At 65.5% G+C, this 23,313-nt stretch carries 20 protein-coding genes and 1 tRNA gene; 13 read left to right on the forward strand and 8 right to left on the reverse strand.

Translation table 11 applies throughout. From position 1 onward, the window contains the following. The first annotated feature begins 59 nt into the window (after nucleotides 1-59). The 3 genes from QMG61_RS17515 to QMG61_RS04995 are packed head-to-tail and all read left to right on the forward strand — an operon-like array spanning nucleotide 60 to nucleotide 3,478. A complete protein-coding gene (locus QMG61_RS17515) occupies nucleotides 60-1,601 on the forward strand; it encodes an ABC transporter ATP-binding protein (RefSeq protein WP_502847010.1) in 1,542 nt (513 codons plus the stop codon). Beyond that, nucleotides 1,577-3,151 carry a hypothetical protein gene (locus QMG61_RS04990; RefSeq protein WP_283493235.1) on the forward strand — a complete coding sequence of 525 codons (1,575 nt, stop codon included), beginning with the start codon at nucleotides 1,577-1,579 and terminating at the stop codon, nucleotides 3,149-3,151. Before QMG61_RS17515 ends, QMG61_RS04990 begins: the two co-directional genes overlap by 25 nt. 42 nt (nucleotides 3,152-3,193) lie before the next feature. Next, the gene (locus tag QMG61_RS04995) at nucleotides 3,194-3,478 is read left to right on the forward strand and encodes a DUF3039 domain-containing protein (protein ID WP_283493236.1); all 285 of its coding nucleotides are present in this window, start codon (nucleotides 3,194-3,196) and stop codon (nucleotides 3,476-3,478) included. A gap of 10 nt (nucleotides 3,479-3,488) precedes the next feature. On the opposite strand, the gene QMG61_RS05000 is transcribed toward QMG61_RS04995, so the two are convergent. Beyond that, nucleotides 3,489-4,811: a nicotinate phosphoribosyltransferase gene (locus QMG61_RS05000; RefSeq protein ID WP_283493237.1), complete on the reverse strand. Its 1,323-nt coding sequence runs from the start codon at nucleotides 4,809-4,811 to the stop codon at nucleotides 3,489-3,491. A 41-nt stretch (nucleotides 4,812-4,852) separates the two neighbouring features. Continuing rightward, nucleotides 4,853-6,085, reverse strand: a complete 1,233-nt coding sequence (locus tag QMG61_RS05005) for a beta-ketoacyl-[acyl-carrier-protein] synthase family protein (protein ID WP_283493238.1) — start codon at nucleotides 6,083-6,085, stop codon at nucleotides 4,853-4,855. A gap of 246 nt (nucleotides 6,086-6,331) precedes the next feature. Between QMG61_RS05005 and murI the strand changes: the two genes are divergently transcribed. The 4 genes from murI to QMG61_RS05025 all read left to right on the forward strand — a co-directional run bounded on the left by murI (nucleotide 6,332) and on the right by QMG61_RS05025 (nucleotide 9,525). Beyond that, nucleotides 6,332-7,198 (forward strand): glutamate racemase, encoded by an 867-nt coding sequence (gene murI / locus QMG61_RS05010; RefSeq protein ID WP_283493239.1) that lies wholly within the window; start codon nucleotides 6,332-6,334, stop codon nucleotides 7,196-7,198. Further along, the gene (gene rph, locus QMG61_RS05015; RefSeq protein WP_283493240.1) at nucleotides 7,195-7,929 is read left to right on the forward strand and encodes a ribonuclease PH; all 735 of its coding nucleotides are present in this window, start codon (nucleotides 7,195-7,197) and stop codon (nucleotides 7,927-7,929) included. Before murI ends, rph begins: the two co-directional genes overlap by 4 nt. Nucleotides 7,930-7,933: 4 nt before the next feature. Then, nucleotides 7,934-8,524 (forward strand): RdgB/HAM1 family non-canonical purine NTP pyrophosphatase, encoded by a 591-nt coding sequence (gene rdgB / locus QMG61_RS05020; RefSeq protein ID WP_283493241.1) that lies wholly within the window; start codon nucleotides 7,934-7,936, stop codon nucleotides 8,522-8,524. A gap of 89 nt (nucleotides 8,525-8,613) precedes the next feature. Further along, nucleotides 8,614-9,525 (forward strand): cation diffusion facilitator family transporter, encoded by a 912-nt coding sequence (locus tag QMG61_RS05025; RefSeq protein WP_283493242.1) that lies wholly within the window; start codon nucleotides 8,614-8,616, stop codon nucleotides 9,523-9,525. A 30-nt stretch (nucleotides 9,526-9,555) separates the two neighbouring features. Here the strand turns inward: QMG61_RS05025 and QMG61_RS05030 are convergent, their stop codons facing one another. The 4 genes from QMG61_RS05030 to QMG61_RS05045 all read right to left on the reverse strand — a co-directional run bounded on the left by QMG61_RS05030 (nucleotide 9,556) and on the right by QMG61_RS05045 (nucleotide 12,198). Then, entirely contained in the window at nucleotides 9,556-10,302 is a 747-nt protein-coding gene (locus QMG61_RS05030) for a DedA family protein (RefSeq protein ID WP_283493351.1), read from the reverse strand. 144 nt (nucleotides 10,303-10,446) lie between these two features. Further along, complete coding sequence (locus QMG61_RS05035) at nucleotides 10,447-11,079, reverse strand: DedA family protein (protein ID WP_283493243.1); 633 nt, start codon at nucleotides 11,077-11,079, stop codon at nucleotides 10,447-10,449. A 1-nt stretch (nucleotide 11,080) separates the two neighbouring features. Then, nucleotides 11,081-11,162, reverse strand: a tRNA-Leu gene (locus QMG61_RS05040). Nucleotides 11,163-11,229: 67 nt separating this feature from the next. Next, on the reverse strand, nucleotides 11,230-12,198 hold the full coding sequence (locus tag QMG61_RS05045) for a LysR family transcriptional regulator (protein WP_502847011.1): 969 nt from the start codon (nucleotides 12,196-12,198) through the stop codon (nucleotides 11,230-11,232). Nucleotides 12,199-12,305: 107 nt separating this feature from the next. On the opposite strand from QMG61_RS05045, the gene QMG61_RS05050 reads away from it, so the two are divergent. The 5 genes from QMG61_RS05050 to QMG61_RS05070 all read left to right on the forward strand — a co-directional run bounded on the left by QMG61_RS05050 (nucleotide 12,306) and on the right by QMG61_RS05070 (nucleotide 17,735). Further along, the gene (locus QMG61_RS05050; RefSeq protein WP_283493244.1) at nucleotides 12,306-13,712 is read left to right on the forward strand and encodes an MFS transporter; all 1,407 of its coding nucleotides are present in this window, start codon (nucleotides 12,306-12,308) and stop codon (nucleotides 13,710-13,712) included. A 50-nt stretch (nucleotides 13,713-13,762) separates the two neighbouring features. Continuing rightward, complete coding sequence (locus QMG61_RS05055) at nucleotides 13,763-14,563, forward strand: 3-hydroxybutyrate dehydrogenase (protein WP_283493245.1); 801 nt, start codon at nucleotides 13,763-13,765, stop codon at nucleotides 14,561-14,563. 144 nt (nucleotides 14,564-14,707) lie between these two features. Further along, nucleotides 14,708-15,940, forward strand: a complete 1,233-nt coding sequence (locus QMG61_RS05060; protein WP_283493246.1) for a TadA family conjugal transfer-associated ATPase — start codon at nucleotides 14,708-14,710, stop codon at nucleotides 15,938-15,940. Beyond that, entirely contained in the window at nucleotides 15,937-16,800 is an 864-nt protein-coding gene (locus QMG61_RS05065) for a type II secretion system F family protein (RefSeq protein ID WP_283493247.1), read from the forward strand. Before QMG61_RS05060 ends, QMG61_RS05065 begins: the two co-directional genes overlap by 4 nt. After that, nucleotides 16,797-17,735: a type II secretion system F family protein gene (locus tag QMG61_RS05070; RefSeq protein WP_283493248.1), complete on the forward strand. Its 939-nt coding sequence runs from the start codon at nucleotides 16,797-16,799 to the stop codon at nucleotides 17,733-17,735. The genes QMG61_RS05065 and QMG61_RS05070 overlap by 4 nt, the downstream gene beginning before the upstream one ends. 335 nt (nucleotides 17,736-18,070) lie before the next feature. Here QMG61_RS05070 and QMG61_RS05075 read toward each other — a convergent pair whose 3' ends face one another. Continuing rightward, a complete protein-coding gene (locus QMG61_RS05075; protein WP_283493249.1) occupies nucleotides 18,071-18,931 on the reverse strand; it encodes a GIY-YIG nuclease family protein in 861 nt (286 codons plus the stop codon). A 150-nt stretch (nucleotides 18,932-19,081) separates the two neighbouring features. Then, a complete protein-coding gene (locus QMG61_RS05080) occupies nucleotides 19,082-21,286 on the reverse strand; it encodes an AAA family ATPase (RefSeq protein WP_283493250.1) in 2,205 nt (734 codons plus the stop codon). A gap of 682 nt (nucleotides 21,287-21,968) precedes the next feature. On the opposite strand from QMG61_RS05080, the gene QMG61_RS05085 reads away from it, so the two are divergent. Further along, the gene (locus tag QMG61_RS05085; protein ID WP_283493251.1) at nucleotides 21,969-23,282 is read left to right on the forward strand and encodes a hypothetical protein; all 1,314 of its coding nucleotides are present in this window, start codon (nucleotides 21,969-21,971) and stop codon (nucleotides 23,280-23,282) included. The last annotated feature ends 31 nt before the right edge of the window (nucleotides 23,283-23,313 follow it).

Raw genomic sequence — 23,313 nt, forward strand, 5'->3', positions numbered from 1 at the left:
TTTGGGTCCCTGGAAGCTCGCACCCTGCGCTGTCAGACGGTCCTTGGTAAGTTAGCGAGGTGACAATTCCGCCCCCCAACTCCGAGCCCGACGAGCCCACCACAGTCCCGCCCGTAGCGGCGGAAACGCCGGCGAAACCACACGCGCCCGCTGTCCAGAAGGACGTTTCGGCGGCGGATTACGCGGCGTCCAAGACCGCCGTGCCGAAGACTTCGGTACGGAAGGCGCCCGTGCGCAAGACTCCGGCCCGCACCACCTCCGCACGCACGACAGCGGCCCGTCCCGCCCCGGCCAAGGCCGCGGCATCCGGCAACCTGCAGGATTCGCCGACGCCGACGCCGACGCCGACGCCGACGACCGCCCGATCGGCGGCGTCCAAGGCCACGGCCAGTCGCACGGCCGCGGCAAAGTCCGAATCGGCCACCAAGGCGAGCGCGGCACGGGCCGACACGGCGAAGGCGCGCGCCGGCCGGGCCGCGGCGAACCGGGCCGCAGCGCTTGCGTCGTCACTGGACAAGGCCGTAGCCGATTCCGCGACTCCCGAAGCCGAGGTCGCCGATCTGACCGTGGTCGAGGCAACCGTCACCGAGCCGGCACCGGCTGAGCAGGAGGCCGTCGTTCCGGCCGGCGAACCGACGTCGCCCGCTGAGCCCGATGACTCAGGGGCGGCCGCGCCCAAGGTCGAAACGGTCGAAACGGTCGAGACAGTCGAGACGGTCGAAACGGTCGAGGCCCCGGTCAAAGCCGTGCGGACGCCCAGGAAGACGGCGGCACGATCGCCGCGCAGCACGACGAAGCGCGGTGCGAAGACCGCCCCGCCGGTTCCAGAGGGTCCGCCATCCCCGGTGGTCCTCTCGGTTGCCGGGCTCAAGAAGCGTTTCGGCACCACCGTTGCCGTCTCCGGGATCGACCTTGAGGTGCGCGAAGGCTCCTTCTATGGAATCGTCGGCCCCAACGGCGCCGGCAAGACCACAACGCTGTCAATGATCACCGGTCTGCTTCGGCCCGACGCCGGCACGGTCCACGTGCACGGCATCGACGTCTGGGGCAGCCCCATCGCGGCCAAACGCGTCATCGGTGTACTGCCGGACCGGCTCAGGCTGTTCGACCGGCTCACCGGGGCGCAACTCCTCTACTATTCGGGGGTTCTGCGCGGCCTTGACGGTGTCACGGTGCGCAAGCGCTCGGCCGACCTGGCAGCGGCCTTCGGTCTCGAGGATGCCCTCAACCGTCTGGTCGCCGACTACTCGGCAGGCATGACCAAGAAGATCGCGCTGGCCTGCGCGATGATCCACTCGCCGCGAGTGCTCGTGCTCGACGAACCCTTCGAATCGGTCGACCCGGTGTCCGCGGTCAACGTCACGGAGATTCTTCAGAAGTACGTGGCCAGCGGCGGCACGGTAGTGCTGTCCAGCCACGGCATGGACCTCATTCAGCGGGTCTGCGACCATGTTGCCATCATCGTGCAGGGAGCGGTCCTTGCCGCCGGCACGATCGACGAGGTCAGGGGCGAAAACACCCTGGAAGAGCGGTTCATCGAACTCGCCGGCGGACGAAAAGTTGCGGAAGGCATGGAGTGGCTGCACAGTTTCTCGGACTAAAACTTCGCCTGATCGCGAATCTGTTCCGGCGTAGCCCGTGGCAGGTCGTCGGCATTGCGGTCGCGCTCCTCTACGGGCTGGCGGTCGCCGTTGGCCTCGTGGCCCTGTTGGTCGGTCTTCGGTTCGTCGGCGATGTCGTGGCCGTTCGTGACGGGATGGTGGTCGCTGGATCGATCGTCGTGCTCGGGTTCCTGCTGGTACCCCTCGTCTTCGGCATCGACGATGGCATGGACCCACGGAAGTTCGCGACCATGGGCATCCCGAATCGCCGGCTCGCCGTGGGACTTGCCCTCGCCTCTCTGGTGGGAGTGCCCGCATTCGTGTTGTCTCTCGTCCTGGTGGGCACCGTCGTGACCTGGTCGCGCGGTGTGCTCGAGACGCTGCTCGCGATTGTCGCTGCCGCGCTCCTGCTGGCCACCTGCATGCTGGCCTCCCGGGTGAGCACCTCGGTTGCCGCGTTCCTGCTGGCGACCCGCCGATCCCGGGAATTGACCGGCATCATCGGCGTGCTGCTGCTCGTGATGGTCGCCCCCGTCGTGCTGCTCATCCTCAACCTGGACTGGGAGCGCTACGGCCTCGACCTGCTCGGGGGTCTGTCGGCGATCCTCGGCTGGACTCCACTCGGCGCCGCCTGGTCTGTCCCCGGTGACGCCTCCGCCGGCGCCTGGGGGCCGGCGATGCTCAAGCTGCTGATCGCCGGCGTCACCGTGTACCTGCTCTGGCTGGCCTGGCAGGCGCTCGTCACCCGGATGCTCGTGACGCCCGGTCGGGAGGCCCAGGCCCGCCAGTACGGCGGACTCGGTTGGTTCGACCGGATGCCGCACACCCCGATCGGCGGCATCGCGGCCCGCAGCCTCACCTACTGGAGCCGGGATTCCCGGTACTGGATGTCAATGGTGATGATCCCGATCATCCCGGTCCTGGTCATCCTGCCCCTGTCGTTCGCCGGGGTCCCGCTGAGCTACCTCGCCCTGCTGCCCGTGCCGTTGATGTGCATCTTCCTCGGCTGGACGATGCACAACGACGTCGCTTACGACCACACGGCCATCTGGCTCCACGTCGCATCCGGCACCAGCGGATTCGCCGATCGAATCGGCCGGCTGGTCCCGACCCTGTTCGTCGGCATCCCGTTGATCGGGATCGGGTCCGCGCTGAGCGTCTCCGTCTTCGGTGATTGGACGGTGCTGCCGTCCGTGCTCGGAGTGAGCACCTGCATCCTCCTGACCGGACTGGGATTCTCGAGTTACACCTCGGCCCGGTTCCCTTACCCGTCGACGAAGCCGGGGGACAGCCCCTTCGCCCAGCCGCAGTCGTCCGATACCGCCGCGGCGATGATCCAGTCGCTCACCTTCACCGGCTCGATCCTGCTCTCGCTGCCGGCGATCGGGTTCGCCCTGCTCGGCATCTTCGCCGATCCGATCTGGCACCTTCCGGCCCTGTTCTCCGGCGTCGGTGTCGGCCTGCTCACCCTGGTCGGTGGGATCTGGCTCGGGTCCCGCACCTTCGAACTCCGCGGGCCGGAGATGCTTGCCTCCGCGATTAGAGCCTGACCCGCCCGCGCCGGATCGTCATCTCCTGCCTACAATGTTGGTATGACTGAAGACTTTCGCGCGAGCATTGCAGAACCGGGCCAGCCGGGCGGGGGAACGTCCACGCTTGACCGCGAGCTCGAGGAGCTGCTGAACCAGGAGCAGATCGAACCGGGCGACCACGAACGGTTCTCCCACTACGTTCCCAAGGACAAGATCCTCGAGTCCGCCATCTCCGGAAAGCCGGTGCGTGCCCTGTGCGGCAAGAAGTGGCTTCCGGGACGCGACCCGGAGAAGTTCCCGGTCTGCCCGAGCTGCAAGGCCATCTACGAGAAAATGAAGGGCTAGTCCGAAAGAGCTAGCGGTACAGCGTGGGGATGACGGGGTCACCCCGGCCGAGCCGGAACGCCTCGATCGGTAATTCCTGCATGACGCGGGCGTTGTGGCTCCTGGCCCGCGTGGTTCCGGGAGCTCCGAGGTAGGACTCGTCGATGACGCCGTCGGTGATGAACGGCACGAGCAGGGCCCGGTCGTGCCCGCCCGGGGCATCGACGCCGGCGGCAGCCTCGTCGGGCTGCCCGATCAGGATGATTTCCGCCCGGGCGACCCCGGAGGTGTCGAGGCGTCGCACCGAACGCTTGCGCCCGCCCACGGAGGCCTTTGCGGTCGAGGTTTTGGCGACGGAGACCCAGTCTCCCGCGTCGCCGCGGCGCGCGACCAGCTTGTAGACCATGCCGGCGGCCGGAGCGCCCGCCCCGGTGACGACGGATGTCCCGACGCCGAACGCGTCGACGGGTGAGGCGGACAGTGCGGCGATGGAGTACTCATCGAGGTCGCTGGTGACCGTGATCCGGGTGTTCACGGCGCCGAGGGAGTCCAGTTGCGCCCGCGCCCCCGCGACGACGGTCGGCAGGTCTCCGGAGTCGATCCGAATCGAGCCGAGCCCGGGGCCTGCCACCGCGACGGCCAGGTCGATCCCGCGGGTGACGTCGAAGGTGTCGACGAGAAGCGTGGTCGACGTCCCGAACGCTGCGACCTGGGCCCGGAAGGCGTCTTCCTCACTGTCATGCAGCAACGTGAACGAGTGGGCGGCCGTGCCCATGGTCGGGACGCCCCAGCTGCGACCGGCCTCCAGGTTACTCGTGGACGCGAAGCCGGCAATGTAGGCGGCCCTCGCTGCCGCGACGGCCGAATACTCTCCCGTGCGCCGCGAACCCATCTCCGCGATCGGCCGGCCCAGGCTCACCGACACCATCCGTGCGGCGGCGCCGGCCACCGAGCTGTCGTAGTTGAGCACGCTCAAAATCAGGGTTTCGAGGACAACGCACTCGGCGAAGCTGCCCTCGACCATGAGCAGGGGTGAACCCGGGAAGTAGGCCTCGCCCTCCTGGTACCCCCAGACGTCGCCGCGGAAGGCGTAGTCGGCGAGCCAGTCGAGGGTGGGGCGGCGCACGATGGCGTTCTCGTCGAGCCAGGCGAGTTCGGCATCCGTGAACCTGAAATCGCGGATGAGCTCGAGGAGTCGGCCGGTGCCGGCGACGATGCCGTACCGCCGGCCGGACGGGAGCCGCCTGGCGAAAGCCTCGAACTGGCACTCGCGGTCGGCGGTGCCGCTCTGGATGGCGGCGTCCACCATGGTGAGTTCGTAGCGGTCGGTGCGGAATGCTGAGGATTCGGTCACCCGGTAAACCCTATCCGCACCGGCCTGATCTCTCCCGTTTCCTACACTGATCCGAACGCGACGATGCAGTTCTGCCCGCCGAAGCCGAAGGCGTTCGCGAGGGCGTAGCGTACCGGCGTCTCCCGTGCCGTCAGCGGAACGTAGTCCAGGGTGCAATCGGGGTCGGGGGTGACGTAGTTGATGGTCGGCGGGATGATTCCCGTGCGAATCGACAGTGCGCAGAGCAGGCCGGAGAGGGCGCCTGCCGCACCGATCAGGTGGCCGGTCATCGACTTGGGTGCGGTGACGGCGATTCCGTCGGCCGAGGTGCCGAGCGCCTGGCGGATCGCCGAGGTTTCCGCCCGGTCGTTTGCCTGGGTGGAGGTGCCGTGCGCGCAGATCATGTCGATGTCGCTGGGATTGAGTTTTGCCTTCACCAGCGCCCTGGCCATCGCGAGGCTGGCGTACTTCCCGGTCGGTTCTGGGGCGACGATGCTGTGGCCGTCGCTGGTCAGTGCCCCGCCGAGAACCTCGGCGTAGACGCGGGCGCCACGGGCTCTGGCGTGGGAGAGGAGCTCCATCACGAAGATGACCGCTCCTTCGCCGAAGACGAGTCCGTTGCGGTTCGCGTCGAACGGCCGGCTCGCCTCGGTGGGGGAATCGTTGTTCTTCGAGGCGGCGTGCATCGCGTTGAGCCCGGCGAACATGACGGGTGTGATGGCGGCTTCAACGCCGCCGGCGATGACGACATCGGCGTCGCCCATCATCAGGAGCGTCCTGGCTTCCAGCAGGGCGTACGCGCCGCTCGCGCAGGCCAGCGCGCTGGCGTTGACCGGGCCGTGCACGCCGAGGTCGATTGCGACCTCGCAGGCCGCCATGTTGAGCAGGGACGACGGAACGAAGCGCGGGGGAATGCGACGTGAACCGCCGGAGTTGACGAGTTCGGTGGCTTCCTGGATCTCCGCGAATCCGGAGACGGCGCTGTTGACGACAACGGCGGTGTCGATCCCCTCCATGGAGGGACCGAAGCCCGCGTCCGCCACGGCCTCGCGGGCGGCTGCGATCGCGAGCTGGGAAGCGCGGGAGGCCCGCTTGACCTGCTTGATGGACATCTGCTCGGCCGGAACGAAATTCTTCACTTCGCCGGCGATCTGGGTCGGCAGACCCTCAGGGTCGAACTGCGTGATGCGAGCGACTCCGCTTCGGCCGTTCGTGAGACCCGACCAGGTTTCCCGCCACGTGTTTCCCAGCGGCGTCAAGGCGCCCAACCCGGTAATTACGACTCGATCATTCACTGGGTCATCTCCTCAAACGACGAATGCGACGTCATTCTGTGCGGTTACCGTCGGCTGGCGGGCTCCATATTCCGAGTGTAGTTACGCCCATATTCCCGTGCTGGCACGTGCTGGGGCCTCGCCGGGGACCCTGAGAATATGCCGATAATCTGCCGGTGCGAGGGCCTGTGACGCGCACTCGCGCCGATCGCGCAAGGGGCCGGGCACTTCGTCGGGAGCGCACGATTCCGACTAAGCTCGATTGACGTGACGGATGCACCGATTGGAATCTTCGATTCCGGAGTAGGCGGTTTAACCGTCGCCCGGGCGATCAAGGACCAGCTGCCCAACGAGTCGATCCTCTATATCGGGGACACCGCGCACTCTCCGTACGGTCCGAAGAAGATCGCGGACGTGCGCCGCTACGCGCTGCAGGTGCTCGACGACCTCGTCGCCCAGGACGTGAAAATGCTGGTGATCGCGTGCAACACCGCGTCAGCCGCCGTGCTCCGGGACGCCAGGGAACGCTACAGCGTGCCGGTGGTCGAGGTCATCCAGCCCGCCGTGCGTCGTGCCGTCGGAACCACCCGGAACGACCGGGTCGGCGTGATCGGCACCGCCGGCACCGTCAACTCGCGCGCCTACGAGGACGCCTTCGCCGCCGCAACGTCCATCCAGCTGTTCACCCAGGCCTGCCCCCGATTCGTTGAGTTCGTGGAGAACGGGGTGACCACGGGCGACGAAGTCCTCGCGGTCGCCGAGGAATACCTCGCACCGCTGAAGTCGGCGGGAGTCGACACCCTGGTGCTCGGCTGCACCCATTACCCGTTCCTGCGCGGGGCCATCTCCTACGTGATGGGCGACACCGTCACTCTCGTGTCCAGCGACACCGAGACGGCCAACGATGTCTACCGTGCCCTGGTCAGTCAGGGCGCCGAACGCGTCGACCCTCGCCCGCCGACCTACCGCTATGAGGCCACCGGCGGCAGCGCCGAGGACTTCCTCAGCCTCGCGCACCGCCTGGTCGGCCAGGATATTTCCCGGGTCGATCTGGTGCAGACCGGCACCTTCAACCTCAGCGAGCTCGTGGAATTCGCGGCATCGCATCCGAACACCACCAAGGAGACCTCGTGAACGACATTGTGCGCGCCGACGGACGAACCACCGACCAGCTTCGACCGGTCACGATCGAGCGAGGCTGGAGCGACCAGGCGGAGGGTTCGGCGCTGATCTCCTTCGGCCGCACCAAGGTGCTCTGCACGGCCTCGTTCACCAACGGCGTCCCGCGCTGGATGGCGGGCAAGGGGACCGGCTGGGTCACCGCGGAGTACTCCATGCTGCCGCGGTCGACCAACGACCGGATGGCCCGCGAATCGGTCAAGGGACGCATCGGCGGCCGCACCCACGAGATCAGCCGCCTGGTCGGCCGCAGCCTGCGCGCGGTCGTCGACATGAAGGCGCTCGGCGAGAACACCATCGTCCTGGACTGCGACGTGCTCCAGGCCGATGGCGGCACCCGAACTGCCGCCATTACCGGCGCCTATGTTGCGCTGGCCGACGCGCTCGAATGGGGCCGGGAGAAGAAGTTCATCGGCCAGAAGGCCCAGCCGCTGATCGACAGCGTTGCGGCGATTTCCGTTGGCATCGTCGGTGGCGTGCCCATGCTCGACCTTGCCTACACCGAGGACTCGAAGGCCGAGACCGACATGAACGTCGTCGTCACCGGCCGCGGCCTCTTCGTTGAGGTGCAGGGCACGGCCGAAGGCGCCCCGTTCGACCGCAGCGAGCTGAACTCCCTGCTCGATCTGGCGCTGGCCGGAACCGTCACCCTGACCGAGTTCCAGAAGAACGTGCTGGGAAGGTAGCGGCGTGCAGGTCGTACTCGCAACCCACAACCCGCACAAGGTGGAGGAGCTGCGTCGCATCCTGTCCCCGCGCCTGCCGGGCATCGAGGTGCTGGCCTATGACGGTCCGGAGCCGGTCGAAGACGGCACCAGCTTCGTCGAGAACGCCCTGATCAAGGCCAGGGCTGCCGCGGCGCATACCGGCCTGCCGGCCATCGCGGACGATTCCGGAATCTGTGTCGACGTGCTCGGCGGCTCGCCGGGCATCTTCTCGGCACGCTGGGCGGGCCCGGCCAGGGACGCGGAGGCGAACCTGAGGTTGCTGCTCTGGCAGCTCGCCGATGTGCCGGACGACCACCGCGGGGCTCACTTCGCCTGCGTCGCCGCGCTCGTGCTTCCCGACGGCACCGAACGGCACGTCACCGGGGAATGGCCTGGGCACATCCTCACTGGGGAGTCGGGCGAGCATGGCTTCGGCTACGACCCGATTTTCCTGCCCGATGGCTACGCGATCTCGGCGGCCGAGCTGACGCCGAACGTGAAGAATGAGCAAAGCCACCGGGCGCGGGCGTTCGACGGGCTCGTGCCGGTTATCCGGGAACTTCTCGGCGGCTGACCCCTGACGGCGCCCGTGCTGAGAATGGCACTCATTCCCAACTGGCGCCCCAACTGGCTATCCTCCGGCGCGCGCTCTAGCGTGGACGCATGGGCCACGATCACGCGCACACCTCACAGACGAACCGTGTGCGCCTCACCGTGGCAATCGCCATCGTCGCTGTCGTGCTCGTCGTCGAGGTCATCGGCGCCATCCTCACCGGATCGCTCGCGCTGCTGGCGGATGCCGGCCACATGTTCTCCGACCTCGCCGGCCTGGTCATCGCCCTGACCGCGACGGTCGTTGCCGCCAGGCCGGCCACCGACCGGCAGACGTTCGGCTACCAACGGGCCGAGGTCTTCGGCGCACTGATCAACGGGCTGATCCTCGTGACCGTGGCGATCTCGGTCCTGGTCGGCGCGGTGACCCGTCTCGCCGGGAACGCGCCCGCCGACGTGCAGGCGATGCCGATGCTGGTCGTGGCGGTGATCGGCCTCGTCGGCAACATCGCCGGGTTGCTGCTCCTTCGCCCCGCGGCCAAGGGGTCCATCAACATGCGCGGCGCCTATCTCGAGGTGCTCGGTGACGCCCTCGGCTCGGTGGCCGTCATCGCGGCGGCCGCGGTCATCCTGCTCACCGGTTTCGCCCAGGCCGACGCAATCGCGTCACTGGTCATCGCCGCGATGATCGGGCCCCGGGCCTTCCTGCTGCTGCGTGACGTCGTGCGGGTGCTCAGCGAATCAGTCCCCGTCGACACGGATGTCGCGGAGATCAGGCGACATATTCTTGAGACATCCGGGGTGGTTGCCGTACACGACGTTCACGTCTGGGCGATCACGTCCGGCGCACACGTCTTCAGCGCCCACGTTGTGGTCGAGCCGGCCGTGCTCGAGTCGGGAGGCACGGGAGCGCTGCTCGATGCGCTGTCCGCCTGCCTGACTGACCATTTCGACGTCGATCACTCGACGTTCCAACTGGAACCGGCCGAACACGCGGCCCACGAGGACAACCCGCACCTCTGAACCGGATCCGGTCCGGGCCAGCCGAATGCGTCAGGCGTCGTGCTTGTGCTCGTCGTGCTTGTGCTCGCGGTGATCCTGGAAGACGTCAGGGTCGAGCACCAGGCTCCCGGTGGCGGTAGCGACTCCGTCGCGCGTCGCCCGACGCGCCTTCACGGTGGCCTGGATGTAGTGGAAGACGGTGGGAATGAGAGTGATCAGGACCGCGCCGAGCAGGATCAGGTCGATGTACTGGCTGACGAAATCGCGAACCGGCGGGATGTAGCCGAGGAAGAAACCGGCGTAGGTCACTCCGACGCCCCAGAGCAGCGCGCCGACGAGGTTGTAGAACGAATACCGGCGGTAGTTCATCTTGCCGACGCCCGCGGCCACGGGGGCAAAGGTCCGCACGATCGGAACGAACCGGGCGACGATCACGGCGAAGCCGCCGAACCGCTCGAAGAACGCATTCGTGCGTTCCACGTTCTTGATGCTGAACAGTCCGGATTCCTTGCGCTCGAACACGCGCGGACCGAACTTGCGCCCGATCAGGTAACCGCATTCCCCGCCGGCGAACGCCGCGAAGCCGATGGCGAGGGCCACCCACCAGATGTCGATCGTGATGGCACCGCTGAAGGTCAGGATTCCGGCGATGACGAGCAGGGTATCGCCGGGAAAGAGGAATCCGACCAGGAGGCCGGTCTCGGCGAAGATGATCGCACAGATGCCGAGCAGCGCCCACGCGCCGAAGCCCGCGATCAGGTATTCCGGGTCGAGCCACGGGATCAGGGCTGTGTGAATCGAAGCGGTATGAATCAAGGCGGTCTGAATCACGAAAGTCTCCAGTCGGGGGCCACAACGGCCGGGCGGCGGTGATCGTGGGTGTCGTGTTACAGGCTAACGCGTAATTGCTGAAGAAACCCCTGCGAGGCGGTGAGAGAGGTCTCAGGCGCGTTCGGCGCGCTCGGCGAGCCAGGTGCGCAGGCCGAACACGATGGACGCGGCGATGAAGACCCCCGCGATGACATACGCCGCGCTTTTGACGCCGGGGATGGCGGCGGCGAAATATCCGGTGAGGGTGAGCCCGACGCCCCAGGCGACCGCGCCGACGAGATTGCTGCTGAGAAACTTGTAGTAGTTCATCCGGCCGACTCCCGCGATCACCGGAACGAATACCCGCGCCCAGGGGATGAACCGGGCAATCACGACCGACCACCAACCGAAGGATCGGTAGAAGCCCTCGGTCCTGACGACTGCCGCTCTGGTGCGGGGACCGCCGCGGCGGTCCAGGTAGGAGCGGCCGTAGTGGCGTCCGAGGAGAAACCCGACCTGGTCGCCGAGGAACGCGGCCAATCCGGTGCCGACCGCGAGCACGACGATGTCCAGGTTCGTCGTCGACGCCGCGACCAGGCCGGAGCCGAAAAGCAGGGAATCACCCGTGATGAAGGGGATGAAGACGCCGAGGAAGACGGCCGTGCCCGCGAAGACGAGGGCCCAGACGATGAGGTAGAAGACCAGCGCGCCGGTGTTCGAGAGCACGTCGCTCAACTGGCCGTCCAGCGCTGACGCATTGTTCATGTGCGGGAGAGGGGACTTGAACCCCCACGCTCGAAAGCACAGGAACCTAAATCCTGCGTGTCTGCCAATTTCACCACTCCCGCTTCTGCGGTTCCAGTGTAGTTCGTGCGCGGGGGCACCCGGGCGGGGCAGCTGGGCGCCGGGCCAGAGTCAGGGGAGAGGCGGGCGACCGTGGAGGGCTGCCCGGAACGAGTCGACCTGGCGGCGCAGGGCATCGACGACCGTGGCGACCGCCGGCTGGTGCAGGGACTCGGTTCGGAGCACCATCCAATACTGCAGCTGCTCGTTGAACTCGGCGGGGAGCAGTCGAATCAGGTCGGGGTGGCGGTCGCCCATGAAGCACGGCAGGAATCCGATGCCGGCGCCCGCTCGAGTGGCTTCCACGTGCACGAAGACGTTGGTCGAGCTGAGCGAGGCCTGCATTGACGGGACCAGCCGGTGCGGGGCATCCAGATCGTCGACCAACAGCATCGAATCGACGAAATAGACCAGCGGATGCCGCGTGAGTTCGGCCACAGTCGTCGGGGTTCCCTTCTCGGCGAGGTAGGCGCGGGACGCGTACATGCCGAGTCGGTAGTGGCCGAGCCGCACGGCCTCGGCCCGGTGCACCTGCGGTTCGCCGACGACCACCTCGATGTCGAGGCCGGAGCGGTGCTGCAGGGCGCGCCGGGTCACCGTGACGACCTCGACCCTCAGCTGCGGGTGGGTGCGCTGGAGGGCTGCGACGGCCGGGGCGGCGATGTAGGCACTGAATCCGTCGGTCGCGCTCATCCGCACGACCCCGGACAGCTGGCCGGGTTGCCCGCCGGTGCCTTTGAGTAGCGTTACCGCCGACTCGACATTCTCGGCCGCGGTGAAGGCCCGCATGCCGAGTTCGGTGAGAACCCAGCCGCCGACCGTGCGGGAGAGCACGCGACCGTCGAGGGCCTTCTCCAGGGCGCTGATCCGGCGCGCGACCGTCGTGTGGTTGAGCCCGAGGCTGTCGGCAGCGGCCGTGAAGCGGCCGGTACGGGCGACCGCGAGCAGCACAAGGAGATCATCGGGGTTTGGTGCCGAGGACGATGGCGGGGCGAGGGTCATATCTGCAAGTATGCACACGGCATCTGTAGAAGTGGTCATTGATGCACACTCAGTGCCCGGGAATACTCAGTGGAGTCGTATCGGGGGACACTCGACCCGCGGCCTTCCACCACTAAGTGTCAGTGACGACACCGAAGGAGTCAGTTATGAGCGTCAATCAACGCGTCGGAGCCGGAAACCCAGGAGCGGGGAGTCCGGGTCAGGACAGCCCAGAGGAGAAATCGGGCCTTCGCAAGATCGTGGCGGCGTCGATGGTCGGCACGGTCGTCGAATGGTACGAGTTCTTCCTCTACGCGACCGCCGCGAGCCTCGTCTTCGGCAAGGTCTTCTTCCCGAACGCCGGCAGCGAGCTGGACGGCATCCTCGCCGCCTTCCTGACCTACGCGGTCGGATTCCTCGCCCGCCCGCTGGGTGGCATCGTGTTCGGCCAGATCGGCGACAGGCTGGGCCGCAAGCACACGCTGCAGCTCACAATCATCCTCGTCGGCGTCGCGACCTTCCTGATGGGTTGCCTGCCCGGCTTCGACAGCATCGGCTACTGGGCTCCCGCGCTCCTCATCGCCCTCCGCTTCATCCAGGGCTTCGCCGTCGGTGGCGAGTGGGGCGGCGCCGTGCTGCTCGTGGCCGAACACAGCCCCAACAAGTCCCGCGGCTTCTGGTCCAGCTGGCCTCAGGCCGCGGTTCCGGTCGGCAACCTTCTCGCTACCCTCGTGCTGCTGGCCAGCTCCGCGCTCCTGACCCCTGAGGCTTTCCTCAGCTGGGGCTGGCGCGTCGCATTCTGGCTTTCCGCCATCATCGTCGTCGTCGGCTACTACATCCGCACCCATGTCAGCGAAGCCCCGATCTTCCTCGAGGCTCGCGCCCAGGTCGAGGCCCAGAAGGCGGTCAACTACGGCGTCAAGGAAGTCATCCGCAAGTACCCGCGCGGCATCCTCAGCGCCATGGGCCTGCGTTTCGCGGAGAACATCCTGTACTACATCATCGTGAGCTTCTCGATCGTCTACCTCGTCACGGTGCACGCCTACGACACCAGCCAGCTGCTCTTCGCGCTGCTCCTGGCGCACCTCGTGCACTTCCTCGTGATCCCACAGGTGGGTCGTCTCTCCGACAGGTTCGGACGCAAGCCGGTCTACCTGGCCGGCGCCGTGCTCGGAGCGAGCTGGGCACTGTTCGCCTTCCCGATGTTCGACACGGAGAACCCGTTCCTGATCATCCTGGCGATCGCCCTGGGGCTCTGCTTCCACGCCCTGATGTACGCGGGCCAGCCGGCGATCATGGCCGAGTTGTTCCCGACCAGGATGCGCTACTCCGGTGTGTCCCTCGGCTACCAGGTGACGTCGATCCTGGCCGGTTCGATGGCGCCGATCATTGCCGTCGCACTGCTCAAGGCGTACGGCTCCTGGGTGCCGGTCGCGATCTACCTCGCGATCGCCTGTGCGATCACCGTCGTCGCCGTGCTCACGCTGAAGGAAACCCGGGGATCCTCGCTGCGCGAGATCGACGCCGAGGACGCCCGCAAGCACGGACTGGAGCCGGTGAAGGTCGACTCCTGAGCCGACAACCCTCCGCGACCACGCCAGCCCGCACCGAAAAGGACCATGCCATGACACCACCGACATCACGGCCGATTGCGAACACCGTGGAGGGCACCCTCCACGGACGGCGGGCGCTCGTCACCGGGGGAGCGAGCGGGATCGGCGCGGCCACCGTTCGCGCCCTCGCGGCGCGCGGGGCCCACGTTGTGGTCGCCGACATGGATGCGGCGGGGGCGGCGGCGCTGGCGGCGGAGGTCGGCGGGTCGAGCTGGGTGGTCAACCTGCTCGACCCGGCCGAATTGTCGGACGACAAGCTGGGGCGGCGACTCGCCGACGTGGATATCCTGGTCAACAACGCGGGCATCCAGACCATCAGCCCGATCCAGGACTTCGCGCCGGAGGACTTCCGCCGCATCGTCACCCTGATGCTCGAGGTTCCCTTCCTGCTGATCCGGGCAGCATTGCCGCAGATGTACGAGCGCGGCTTCGGACGCATCATCAACGTGACGTCGGTGCACGGCATCCGTGCCTCGCCGTTCAAGGCGGCGTATGTCGCGGCCAAGCACGGCCTGGAGGGTCTCTCCAAGGTGACCGCCCTCGAGGGTGGGGAGCACGGGGTGACGAGCAACTGCGTCAGCCCCGGCTATGTGCGCACGCCCCTGGTCGAGAAGCAGATCAAGGACCAGGCCCTCGTGCACGGCATCCCCGAAGCGGAGGTTCTCGGGCGGATCATGCTGACCGAGAGCGCCATCAAGCGCCTGGTCGAGCCGCACGAGGTCGCGGCCCTGGTGGCCTGGCTGGCCTCGACCGATGCAGCCATGGTCACAGGCGCCGGCTACACGATGGACGGCGGCTGGTCCGCCCGCTGAGCCCAGCTGGTCCGCCCGTTGAGTTGCGGAAAAAGCACCCTCGCCCTCGTGGCGAGGGTGCTTTTTCCGTAATCGAACGGGATTCGTTCGCCCCGCTGTGGATAAGTTTCCCGGCGCATCGCCCGGGTGGACCATCATTCAGGGATGAGCGAGGCCGTGCGCATCATCACCGAGCAGGTTCGGTCCCGGGTGCGCCGCGACGGGGTCGACCTCTCGACCGACCTGCTGCTGGCCGAGCGGTATGTGCGAGACGAGCTGCAGCGCTACAGCGAGCGGGCGCTCGGTTCCGCGTTGCCGCTCATTCCCGACGAGCACCAGGCCGCCAGGGAGGTGGTCGCATCCCTCACCGGGTTCGGTGCCCTGCAGCCGTTTCTCGATGACCCGGAGATCGAAGAGATCTGGATCAACGCGCCCACCCGGGTGTTCGTGGCCCGCGACGGCGTGCCCGAGTTGACCGACATGGTGCTCTCCGAGCGGGAGGTGCGGGACCTCGTCGAACGGATGCTGCAGGCGTCCGGCCGCCGGGTTGACCTCTCCTCCCCGTTCGTCGATGCGTCCCTGCCGGACGGGTCTCGGCTGCACGTGGTCATCCCGGACATCACCCGCAGGCATTGGGCGGTGAACATTCGCAAGTTCACCCGGCGCATCCGGGATCTGAACCAGCTGGTCGGACTGGGTTCACTCACCCAGCAGGCCTCCGAGTTCCTGCGGATGTGCGTGCTGTCGGGGCAGAACATTCTCGTCTCCGGGGCGACGCAGACGGGTAAGACGACAATGCTCAACGCCCTGCTCACGGCGACGCGGCGCAACGAACGAATCGTGACGGTCGAGGAGACCTTCGAGCTGGACCTCGCCGCCCGCGACGTCGTCGCCATGCAGTGCCGCCAGCCGAGTCTCGAGGGCACCGGTGAGATCACCCTGCGACGGCTGATCAAGGAATCCCTGCGGATGCGGCCCGACCGCCTCATCGTCGGTGAGGTGCGCGAGGCGGAGAGCCTGGACCTGCTGATCGCGCTGAACAGCGGCCTGCCGGGCATGTGCTCCATCCACGCCAACAGTGCGCGAGACGCGCTGGCCAAGCTGTCCACCCTCCCGCTGCTCGCCGGCCGAAACATCGACTCAGCCTTCGTGTTGCCGACCGTCGCCGGTTGCATCGACATCGTGGTGCACTGCGAAATCGACAGGCACGGCCGCCGACGGGTGATCGAAATCCTGGCTCCCAGCGGTCGGCTCTCCGGCCCGCTGATCGAGGCGAGCCCCATCTTCCTGATCCAGGGTGGGGCGCTGACGGCGACCGGAGGCCACCCCGGCAAGCTCACCAAATTCATGGCCGCCGGGCTCGACCCCGCCATCGTGCTGCGTGCGGGTGCGGCATGACCATCGCACTGGGAAGCCTGCTCGGGGCGGGTCTGCTCCTGCTGGCGTCGCCATTCCTCTGGCCCGGGAGAAATGCGAGCACGTCCGGCCCGGGCCGGGTAGGTGGGGCCTTCCGGGCAAACCTCGTCCAGGCCGGTCTCGGCGCCCTGCCCCTCCCCGCCTTCGCGGCGATCTCCCTGGTCATGGGGTTGGCCGGGTTCGCGCTCGCCGAGGCGCTTCTCGGGATCGAGGCGCTGTCGATCGTCGCCGGGCTGGGCGGTCTGGCTCTGCCGCTGCTGGTCGTCTCGTGGCGTGCCAGGGCACGGCGCTTGGCCAATCGCACGGTCTGGCCTGACGTCGTCGATCATCTCGTGTCCGCCGTGCGGTCCGGGCTGGCCCTCCCCGACAGCGTGAGCAGCCTGGCTGAGGCCGGCCCGCTCTCGACGAGGGCGGCATTCGCCGAGTTCGCCGCCGACTACCGGTCCACCGGCAATTTCGCGCACGCCGTCGACCGATTGAAGGAGTCCCTGGCCGACCCGGTGGCCGATCGCATCCTTGAGACCCTGCGGATGGCCAGGGAGGTCGGGGGCAGCGACCTCACGGTCGTGCTGCGCAGCCTCGCGGCATGGCTCCGGCAGGATGCGGCGGTGCGGGCCGAGGTCGAGGCGCGTCAGTCCTGGGTGGTGAATGCGGCGCGGCTGGGTGTCGCGGCGCCATGGCTGATCCTGCTGCTGCTGGGCTCACGACCGGAGGCCGCGTCGGCATACAACACCACGGGCGGCGTCGCCGTGATCATCGGCGGACTGGGGATGTCGATCGTGGCGTACCGGGTGATGGTGGCCCTGGGTCGACTCCCGGAGGAAAGGCGGTGGTTTCGGTGAGCGCGGCGCTCGCGTGGGGGCTGTTCTGCGGCTGTGCGCTCGGAATCGGGCTCTGGTCGATCGTGAGCACGATCCCACGCCTCAGTCGGCCCCGGCTCGTTCAGCGCCTCGCCCCGTACATCCTCGATGTGTCGGCCGAGGCCCGCACCGTCGTCGGCAGGAGGCCGGTCGACCCGATTCCCGTGATCGGCATCCTGATCGCCCCCGCGTTCGGCGCTCTCAAACGCGTGATCGGGGCGATGCTCGGCGGGAGCGACGGCATCGAGCGACGCCTGAGGCAGTCCGGGGGCGACCGAAGCGTGGACCGGTTCCGATCGGAGCAGGTCGTCTGGGCGCTCCTGGCCTTCGGGCTGGGCGCAGCCCTCGTTGTGGCGCTGCCGGCCTTTCGCTCCGTGCCGATGGCGGTGTCGGTGGCACTGCCCGTGCTGGCCGGGCTGTGCGGAACCCTGGCCCGGGATTGGGCCCTGACTCGCGCGGCGAAGGCCCGCCTGGCGCGGATGCAGAGCGAACTGCCGACGATCCTGGAGTTCCTCACGCTGTCCTTGTCCGCGGGCGAGGGGATCCTCGATTCGCTCGGCCGGGTCTCCCGCACGAGCACGGGAGAGCTGTCACGCGAATTCGCCGGTGTCGTTGCCGATGTGCGCGTCGGCGTGCCCCTGCATTCCGCGCTCCAGGCGCTGTCCGTGCGCCTCCACCTTCCGGCGGTGACCCGTCTCGTCGACCAGATTGCGGGAGCGCTCGATCGGGGGACGCCCCTGGCCGAGGTGCTGCGAGCCCAGGCACAGGATTCGCGCGACGCCGCCAAGCGGGAGCTGCTGGAGGTGGCCGGAAAGAAAGAGGTGGCCATGCTCGTCCCGCTCGTCTTCCTTATCCTTCCCCTGACCATTCTGTTCGCGGTGTTCCCCGGCCTGTTCATCCTGCAATCGGGCTTCTGACCACCATCCCACCCAGAAAATCCCACGGAAAAGAGGAGCAAGATGACCACACTGAGACGGCGTTTCCTGGCCGGGTGGCGGGACGAAACGGGGGATGTCCCACGTCTTATGTTGCATCGTTGCGTCTCATGAGACATTTTGGAGGGGGTTCGCGGGTTCGCGCAGACGCAATTGTCGATCGGAAATGAGACAAGAGCTGATTCCTGCTCGCTCGGCGATCGCGCCCCTACGCACTAAGGGCACGCCACGGGCGCCTCGGCTGCTACGCAGCATCTCCCGGGGAGAGTGGATCTCGCAGCTCGCTCGGGAAGCGCGGTAGCCGGATCGGGCTGGGGTCAGTTCCGGTTCATCCCGTGCCCACGGCTGTCGAGGGCGAGCTTCCAGAAGGACTCGCGCTGCAGAATCGTTTCCGCCTTCGTCTTTGGATCGAAGATCTCCAGGATCGAGTACTGGAAGTTTCCGATGATATGACTATCGCCCAGGGCGCTTCGCATCTGCTCCAACTCTTTATTGCCGCCGGTCAGGTTTTGCAGGTGGGCATAGCCCGCCCACCGCTGCCATAGACCGTTGGCTTCGCCCGCTGCTGACCCAACGTATAACCTGCCGTCGCTGAGGTCGGTGATCACATAGACGCCTTTGACGCTCGACAAAGCATCCTTCCAGCTCGGCTCGTCGTTGGCGATGATGCGCTGGAGCTCGTGGTGCCTGAGCCTAACGTTCTGGTAGCCGGGGAATGTGCCGAGCTTTGTGTCCGGTGCGAGTTCGTAAATCTCGGGATTGAGTTTGCTGTTCTGCAACGTCTCATACCACCGCAAGTACAGGTCTCTGCCGACCGGCCTTTCCAGCTTTACAATGAGCCGCTTGATGTACTCCGTGTACTGGTCGAGCAATTCCAGCTCGTAGCCCGGCCCGCCGATGATTTCCGGCACTAATGTGCGCACCCTGAAGAACCCGCCGAAGATGAAGTATTGGGGCCCGTACGGGTAGTACTGGGCGAAGGCGAGCAAATACTCGGCGCGGTCGAGGTTGTTGTTCTGGTGCCGCTCACGGTGGCGGCTCATGTCCAGCCAATCTTCGGAATCATCGGCCATCAGGAGGTCCCAGGCTGAGGCGCCTCCGAGCCCCGCTCGGATGTTGAACTTCACCTTGGTCCGTGCTGGCTCCGGAACAGGCATAAAACTCGTGAACTGGATCAACTTTGCTCCTTAGAAATGACCGGCTGGTCCTCGAGGCCATCTGCGCTGCGGTCGGCCATTATGCGGCGCATCGGGATGACGACATGTAGAAGATCGCGTTCACGAACTTTCCGATCTTTATGCGGGCAGCACGTGCTTTGTGCCCGAACATCACACGAGCACCTGAAGACCGTCCCTCAAACTCGCGGCCTCATTGATGAGGGCCTCGCAGGCCCTCACCACGTACTCAGGGACAGAGTCAAAATCTCTGGGGTTGAGCTGCATGACGTATTCGTTTTCGATGTGATACGACTCGTTCACAAACTTTTTGAATGCCGCGTCGCCAGGGATTCCTGCGGGATAAAGGTTTGACATGATGCGGAAGAGTTGCACTTTCTCATATCCCACGTCAGTCGCGTCAAACTTTTCCTTCAGGACAAGGGGGTCGCGTAATCCTTCGACCAGGTCGTGGTAGTCGAGGTCTGGGATGTACTGATGAATATTGCGCATGGCTGCCGCGAACGCTTTCTGCTCTATTGGAACGCGCACGTCGTCGTCCTGGGTTTTGGTATCGGGGAAGTCCCGAAGGTGCAGCAAGCTAGAAAGTACGTCGTACTCCACGCCCAGGTCTCCGTGTGCTTCATACCATCGCCGCAGATAGATGCACTTCACGATGTCGTCGGCTGCCGATGCGATGTTCTCCTCGCACACCTGAGAGAAGGTCGAAATGTGCTCTTTCTCGATCCGTTTTTCCATCAGAACGCCGTCGCTGTTGTGGAGAAAATGCACCAACGGTCTCGCCATCCGGAATTGACTCGAAGTCGGATTACGCACGATATCAATCGCGGGTTCGATGTCGTGTGTGAGGAGCAGTGTCGTGAACTCACGAATGCTGTGCTTGCCGTGGAAAAGCTGATGCAGAATGGCGAATTTCTTTGTCTTGTCGAAGCTCGACACCGGGTCGTCCAGAACAACAAGATCAGGTCGTTCCTGGCGAACCTGATGCATGAACAACACGAGCGCAAAAGCATTCTTCTCGCCATAGCTCAAATGGCGGGATGCGGTCTCCAGATGCCCGGGCGCGTCCTGGTGCTCAACTATCATCCTGTAGGAATCGGCGTTGGGCTCGATGCGAACGGAGTAGCGGTATCCCGCAGAGCGCAGGAACTGATTGATGTCGTCCTGATTGTCCTTGATGATACGCGCGACTCGCGACTTCTGACGGCCGATGTGAGAACGCACTTCATTGATACGCGCGGCGACTTCATCGAGTTTGTCGTTTATCAATACCACCACGGTCGTGGTCGCCTCTGAGGCGAGTGCGCGGAGTAATGACAAGTCGATCTTCAAGTCTTTAAGAACCTTGTCGACATTCTCTTCATCGCGAAGGGTACGAAACGAGAGTGCCCTGAGTGACGTCAACTTCCCGAGGAAGGTCTCGATCTGACCCCGGAGATTGACGAGGAACTGACCCTGTTCGGGCGAGAATTCCTCAATCGAGGTGGTGATATCAACCAGCTGTTGGCGATGGCTTTCCTCAAAGTACCCACCGAGCCGGTCGATCAGTACTCGGAGCGCACTCAGATTCTTCACCGCCGCGGATTCGAACACTGCAGAGACGTTCTCAGCCGTTGCCTTGTTGACCTCCGAAACTGAGCAAAAAGGGCAGTTTTCCGATAATTCGAGAAACGCTTTCCCCTTGGATTGCCAGGTGATCCACGCCGCAGGGTCAGGGCTTTGCAGAAACCCCGTGTAACCGCGCAAGGGCTTCGGGATATTCTCGAGCTTTCCGCCGATCCCTATGGCCTTGAAGCCGCGGCTAGTCTTCGAGATTGCGCCGGCCTTAGTCACCCCGAACGCATCGTGCAGATCGGTGAATGCCGATAGAGCCTCATCGAACGACTCCTGGTTCGTGAATGCGTCCTTCAGCGCTTCGAAAAGGGACTCAATCTGTTCGATACCTTCTTGATACTCGACTGTGTTGATGAAAATTTCGAAGCTGTTTTTGAGGACCTCGTCGCGCTGGAACGCGTATTGCGTTACATAGGCGTCATCAAAAACCATGATTCTTTCGAGGCTGTCCGCTCCATCGACGCTTGGTTTGACATCACCATTTCCGCCCCGATACTTAAATGGCAGAAGCTCATTTAGGGCTCCGGTATCTTGAGAGCGCAACATGAGGGAGCGCGCGATAGTGCTCTTGCCTACGCCATTAGCCCCGTATTTGATATTCAAGGCCGAACGCCGGAGGGTGATCTCCGCTTCGGCGATGCTGTTGCAATTGCGGATTGTTACTGTGAAATCCTCAGCCAAATCATCAACCAGTAAACTCACTTTTGTCCCCCCACAGGTGTCCGCTAGATCAGTGTTGTACATGCAAAGTCTGGCAGGACGGTGCTCCACAACTTTGCAAACGGGCAAGGTTAGGCAGGATTCGATGTGAACGGGGTGCCTCTGGGTCGACCGGCGCCGTGCCGACAAGCCTTGTCTCGCATCGTGCCTAGGAACCTTCAATGACTTCTTGTGTGGACGTGGTGCACCCGCACCCCCATCACGGGCAGAACGTTTACGACTTGTTCCTGGAAGCTAGCCAATGGCGGGGAAGCGACGTTTTCAAGAAGCAGCCCTGCGCGTCTGGGTAGAGGGGCGCCTGGCGCCCGTATTTCGACAGCGACGGCGGTACCTGATGCGCATCGGACCGGGCCACCAGTTGCGCTGCCGGGATCACGTTAGCGTTGTGGCATGTCTCCATCGACGACGACCCCTGGCCTCAGCCGATTGAGGCCGCGCTCCCGCATTTCTCATCGGCCGGCCGTCTCATCGGAAGACTCGTGAGCCTCACGGACCACCTGAGGGATTCAGGCTCGCCGGTCCAGGCGTACATTGACGGGATTTCGCTCGGGCTGGAACTGCCGTCGATTTCCGTGTGCGAATCGCGCTCGGTGGATTCGATGCTCATGACTCCGCCGCAGCCCGGGGCGTTGAAGATTTGTGCCTACGCCAAGGCGAAGTCGAGAACGGCCCCCACCGGGCGAAGATACTCTCTGAGGCGTTCGACGTGGCCGTGCAGATCCTCGAGAGCCCCTCCAGCGAAGCCGACCTCGACCGTGCGGCCCTCTTGCTCGCCCACTGCGAGCAGATTCACCGCGACATGATCAAAGTGCTGAAAGGGTCTGTCGGAAAGGCCTGCGATCATGCCTCCGGGGGCCAGGACTTCGCCAACGGCCTCGACACGCTCTCTCTGGAAGACCTCCGCTCAATGATGGAGTCCAACAGCGCCCAGATCGACCTATGGCGCGAGCAGATCGCCAACGGTGAACGGTTCGAGCTGAACCCCGAATTCGCTGGTTCGATGCTCGTCGGCGGCGCGGATGCTGACTGGCTCGTCGGGGACGTCCTCATCGACAGCAAGGCGTACGCGGAGCTCACTGTTCCGAAGCTGCGCGACTTCCTACGGCAGCTACTCGGCTACGTCATGCTTGACCTGGACGACTCCCTACGCATCCGGACCGTGGGCGTGTGGCTCCCGAGGCAGGGCCTCACGAGGACGTGGGCGCTCAGAACGTTGCTCGGCGGAGACCCTGAGGATCTACTGCCCGCGCTGCGGCTGGGGTTTGTGAAAGCTGCAGACGGTCAGCAGATCGGGATCCACGTCCCGGTCACCCAGCACCGCAAGGACGAGATGCTCGCGGACAACCGGAACACACCGCGCCACATGCTCATCGACTTGGCTCGGAACATGGACGCGGGCATCCGCTTCCGCATCGGGCGGAATGCCATGGTCCCCGAGGAGACGATGCGGGAACTCGCTCGGGACAGGTACGCCTCAGTCCGCAAAGGCGTCGCGGGGAATGAAAGCGCACCGATGGACGTGCTCGCGGCGCTTTCTAAAGACAACAGCATCGTCGTCCGACGGGCGGCCGCCGCTAACCTCCGCACGCCGAAAGCTCAACTAATGGCGTTGGGGGAGACTCCTGAAGACGGATGTTCCTCAGAGACGCAGCTTGCCATCGAGTCGGTGACCGGCGATGAGGTCGCTCCGCCCCGCGCCTCGAGGCGCGCCGTCGTGCGGGTCGCGCAGGACCGCGATGACCTAGCGCTCGAAACGCGATGGTTTATGGAGTTCCTAGCTCTATCGAGGGGCGGCTTCCCAAGGGGCCTCGGCTTGCGCATCCCTCTCCCGATGGCCAGTCAGTACTGGGCATTGGATACTGGGGCGGTCTACCGACGCTCCCGACTGGCTGATGGCGGGCCTCCCCGACATCGTGAAGAAGGACCTCATACGCACCGACCGCCCGGCGTGGGTGAGACAGGTGGTCGCTCTGGACTTGCCAGTCGCGGACTCGTCAGTGCGGGCCAGGCTCCTCGCTGACGCCGATCCCGAGATCCGCTGGTCGGCGCTT

The sequence above is a fragment of the Cryobacterium sp. PH31-AA6 genome, from assembly GCF_030063195.1.
Taxonomy (GTDB): Bacteria; Actinomycetota; Actinomycetes; order Actinomycetales; family Microbacteriaceae; genus Cryobacterium.

Bases quoted from the DNA above. Each gene is read 5' to 3' on its own strand.
- QMG61_RS04995 (WP_283493236.1), top strand. From the start codon at position 3,194: ATGACTGAAGACTTTCGCGCGAGCATTGCAGAACCGGGCCAGCCGGGC.
- QMG61_RS05025 (WP_283493242.1), top strand. From the start codon at position 8,614: ATGGGCCACGATCACGCGCACACCTCACAGACGAACCGTGTGCGCCTC.
- QMG61_RS05035 (WP_283493243.1), bottom strand. From the start codon at position 11,079: ATGAACAATGCGTCAGCGCTGGACGGCCAGTTGAGCGACGTGCTCTCG.
- QMG61_RS05045 (WP_502847011.1), bottom strand. From the start codon at position 12,198: ATGACCACTTCTACAGATGCCGTGTGCATACTTGCAGATATGACCCTC.
- QMG61_RS05050 (WP_283493244.1), top strand. From the start codon at position 12,306: ATGAGCGTCAATCAACGCGTCGGAGCCGGAAACCCAGGAGCGGGGAGT.
- QMG61_RS05055 (WP_283493245.1), top strand. From the start codon at position 13,763: ATGACACCACCGACATCACGGCCGATTGCGAACACCGTGGAGGGCACC.
- QMG61_RS05060 (WP_283493246.1), top strand. From the start codon at position 14,708: ATGAGCGAGGCCGTGCGCATCATCACCGAGCAGGTTCGGTCCCGGGTG.
- QMG61_RS05065 (WP_283493247.1), top strand. From the start codon at position 15,937: ATGACCATCGCACTGGGAAGCCTGCTCGGGGCGGGTCTGCTCCTGCTG.
- QMG61_RS05080 (WP_283493250.1), bottom strand. From the start codon at position 21,286: ATGTACAACACTGATCTAGCGGACACCTGTGGGGGGACAAAAGTGAGT.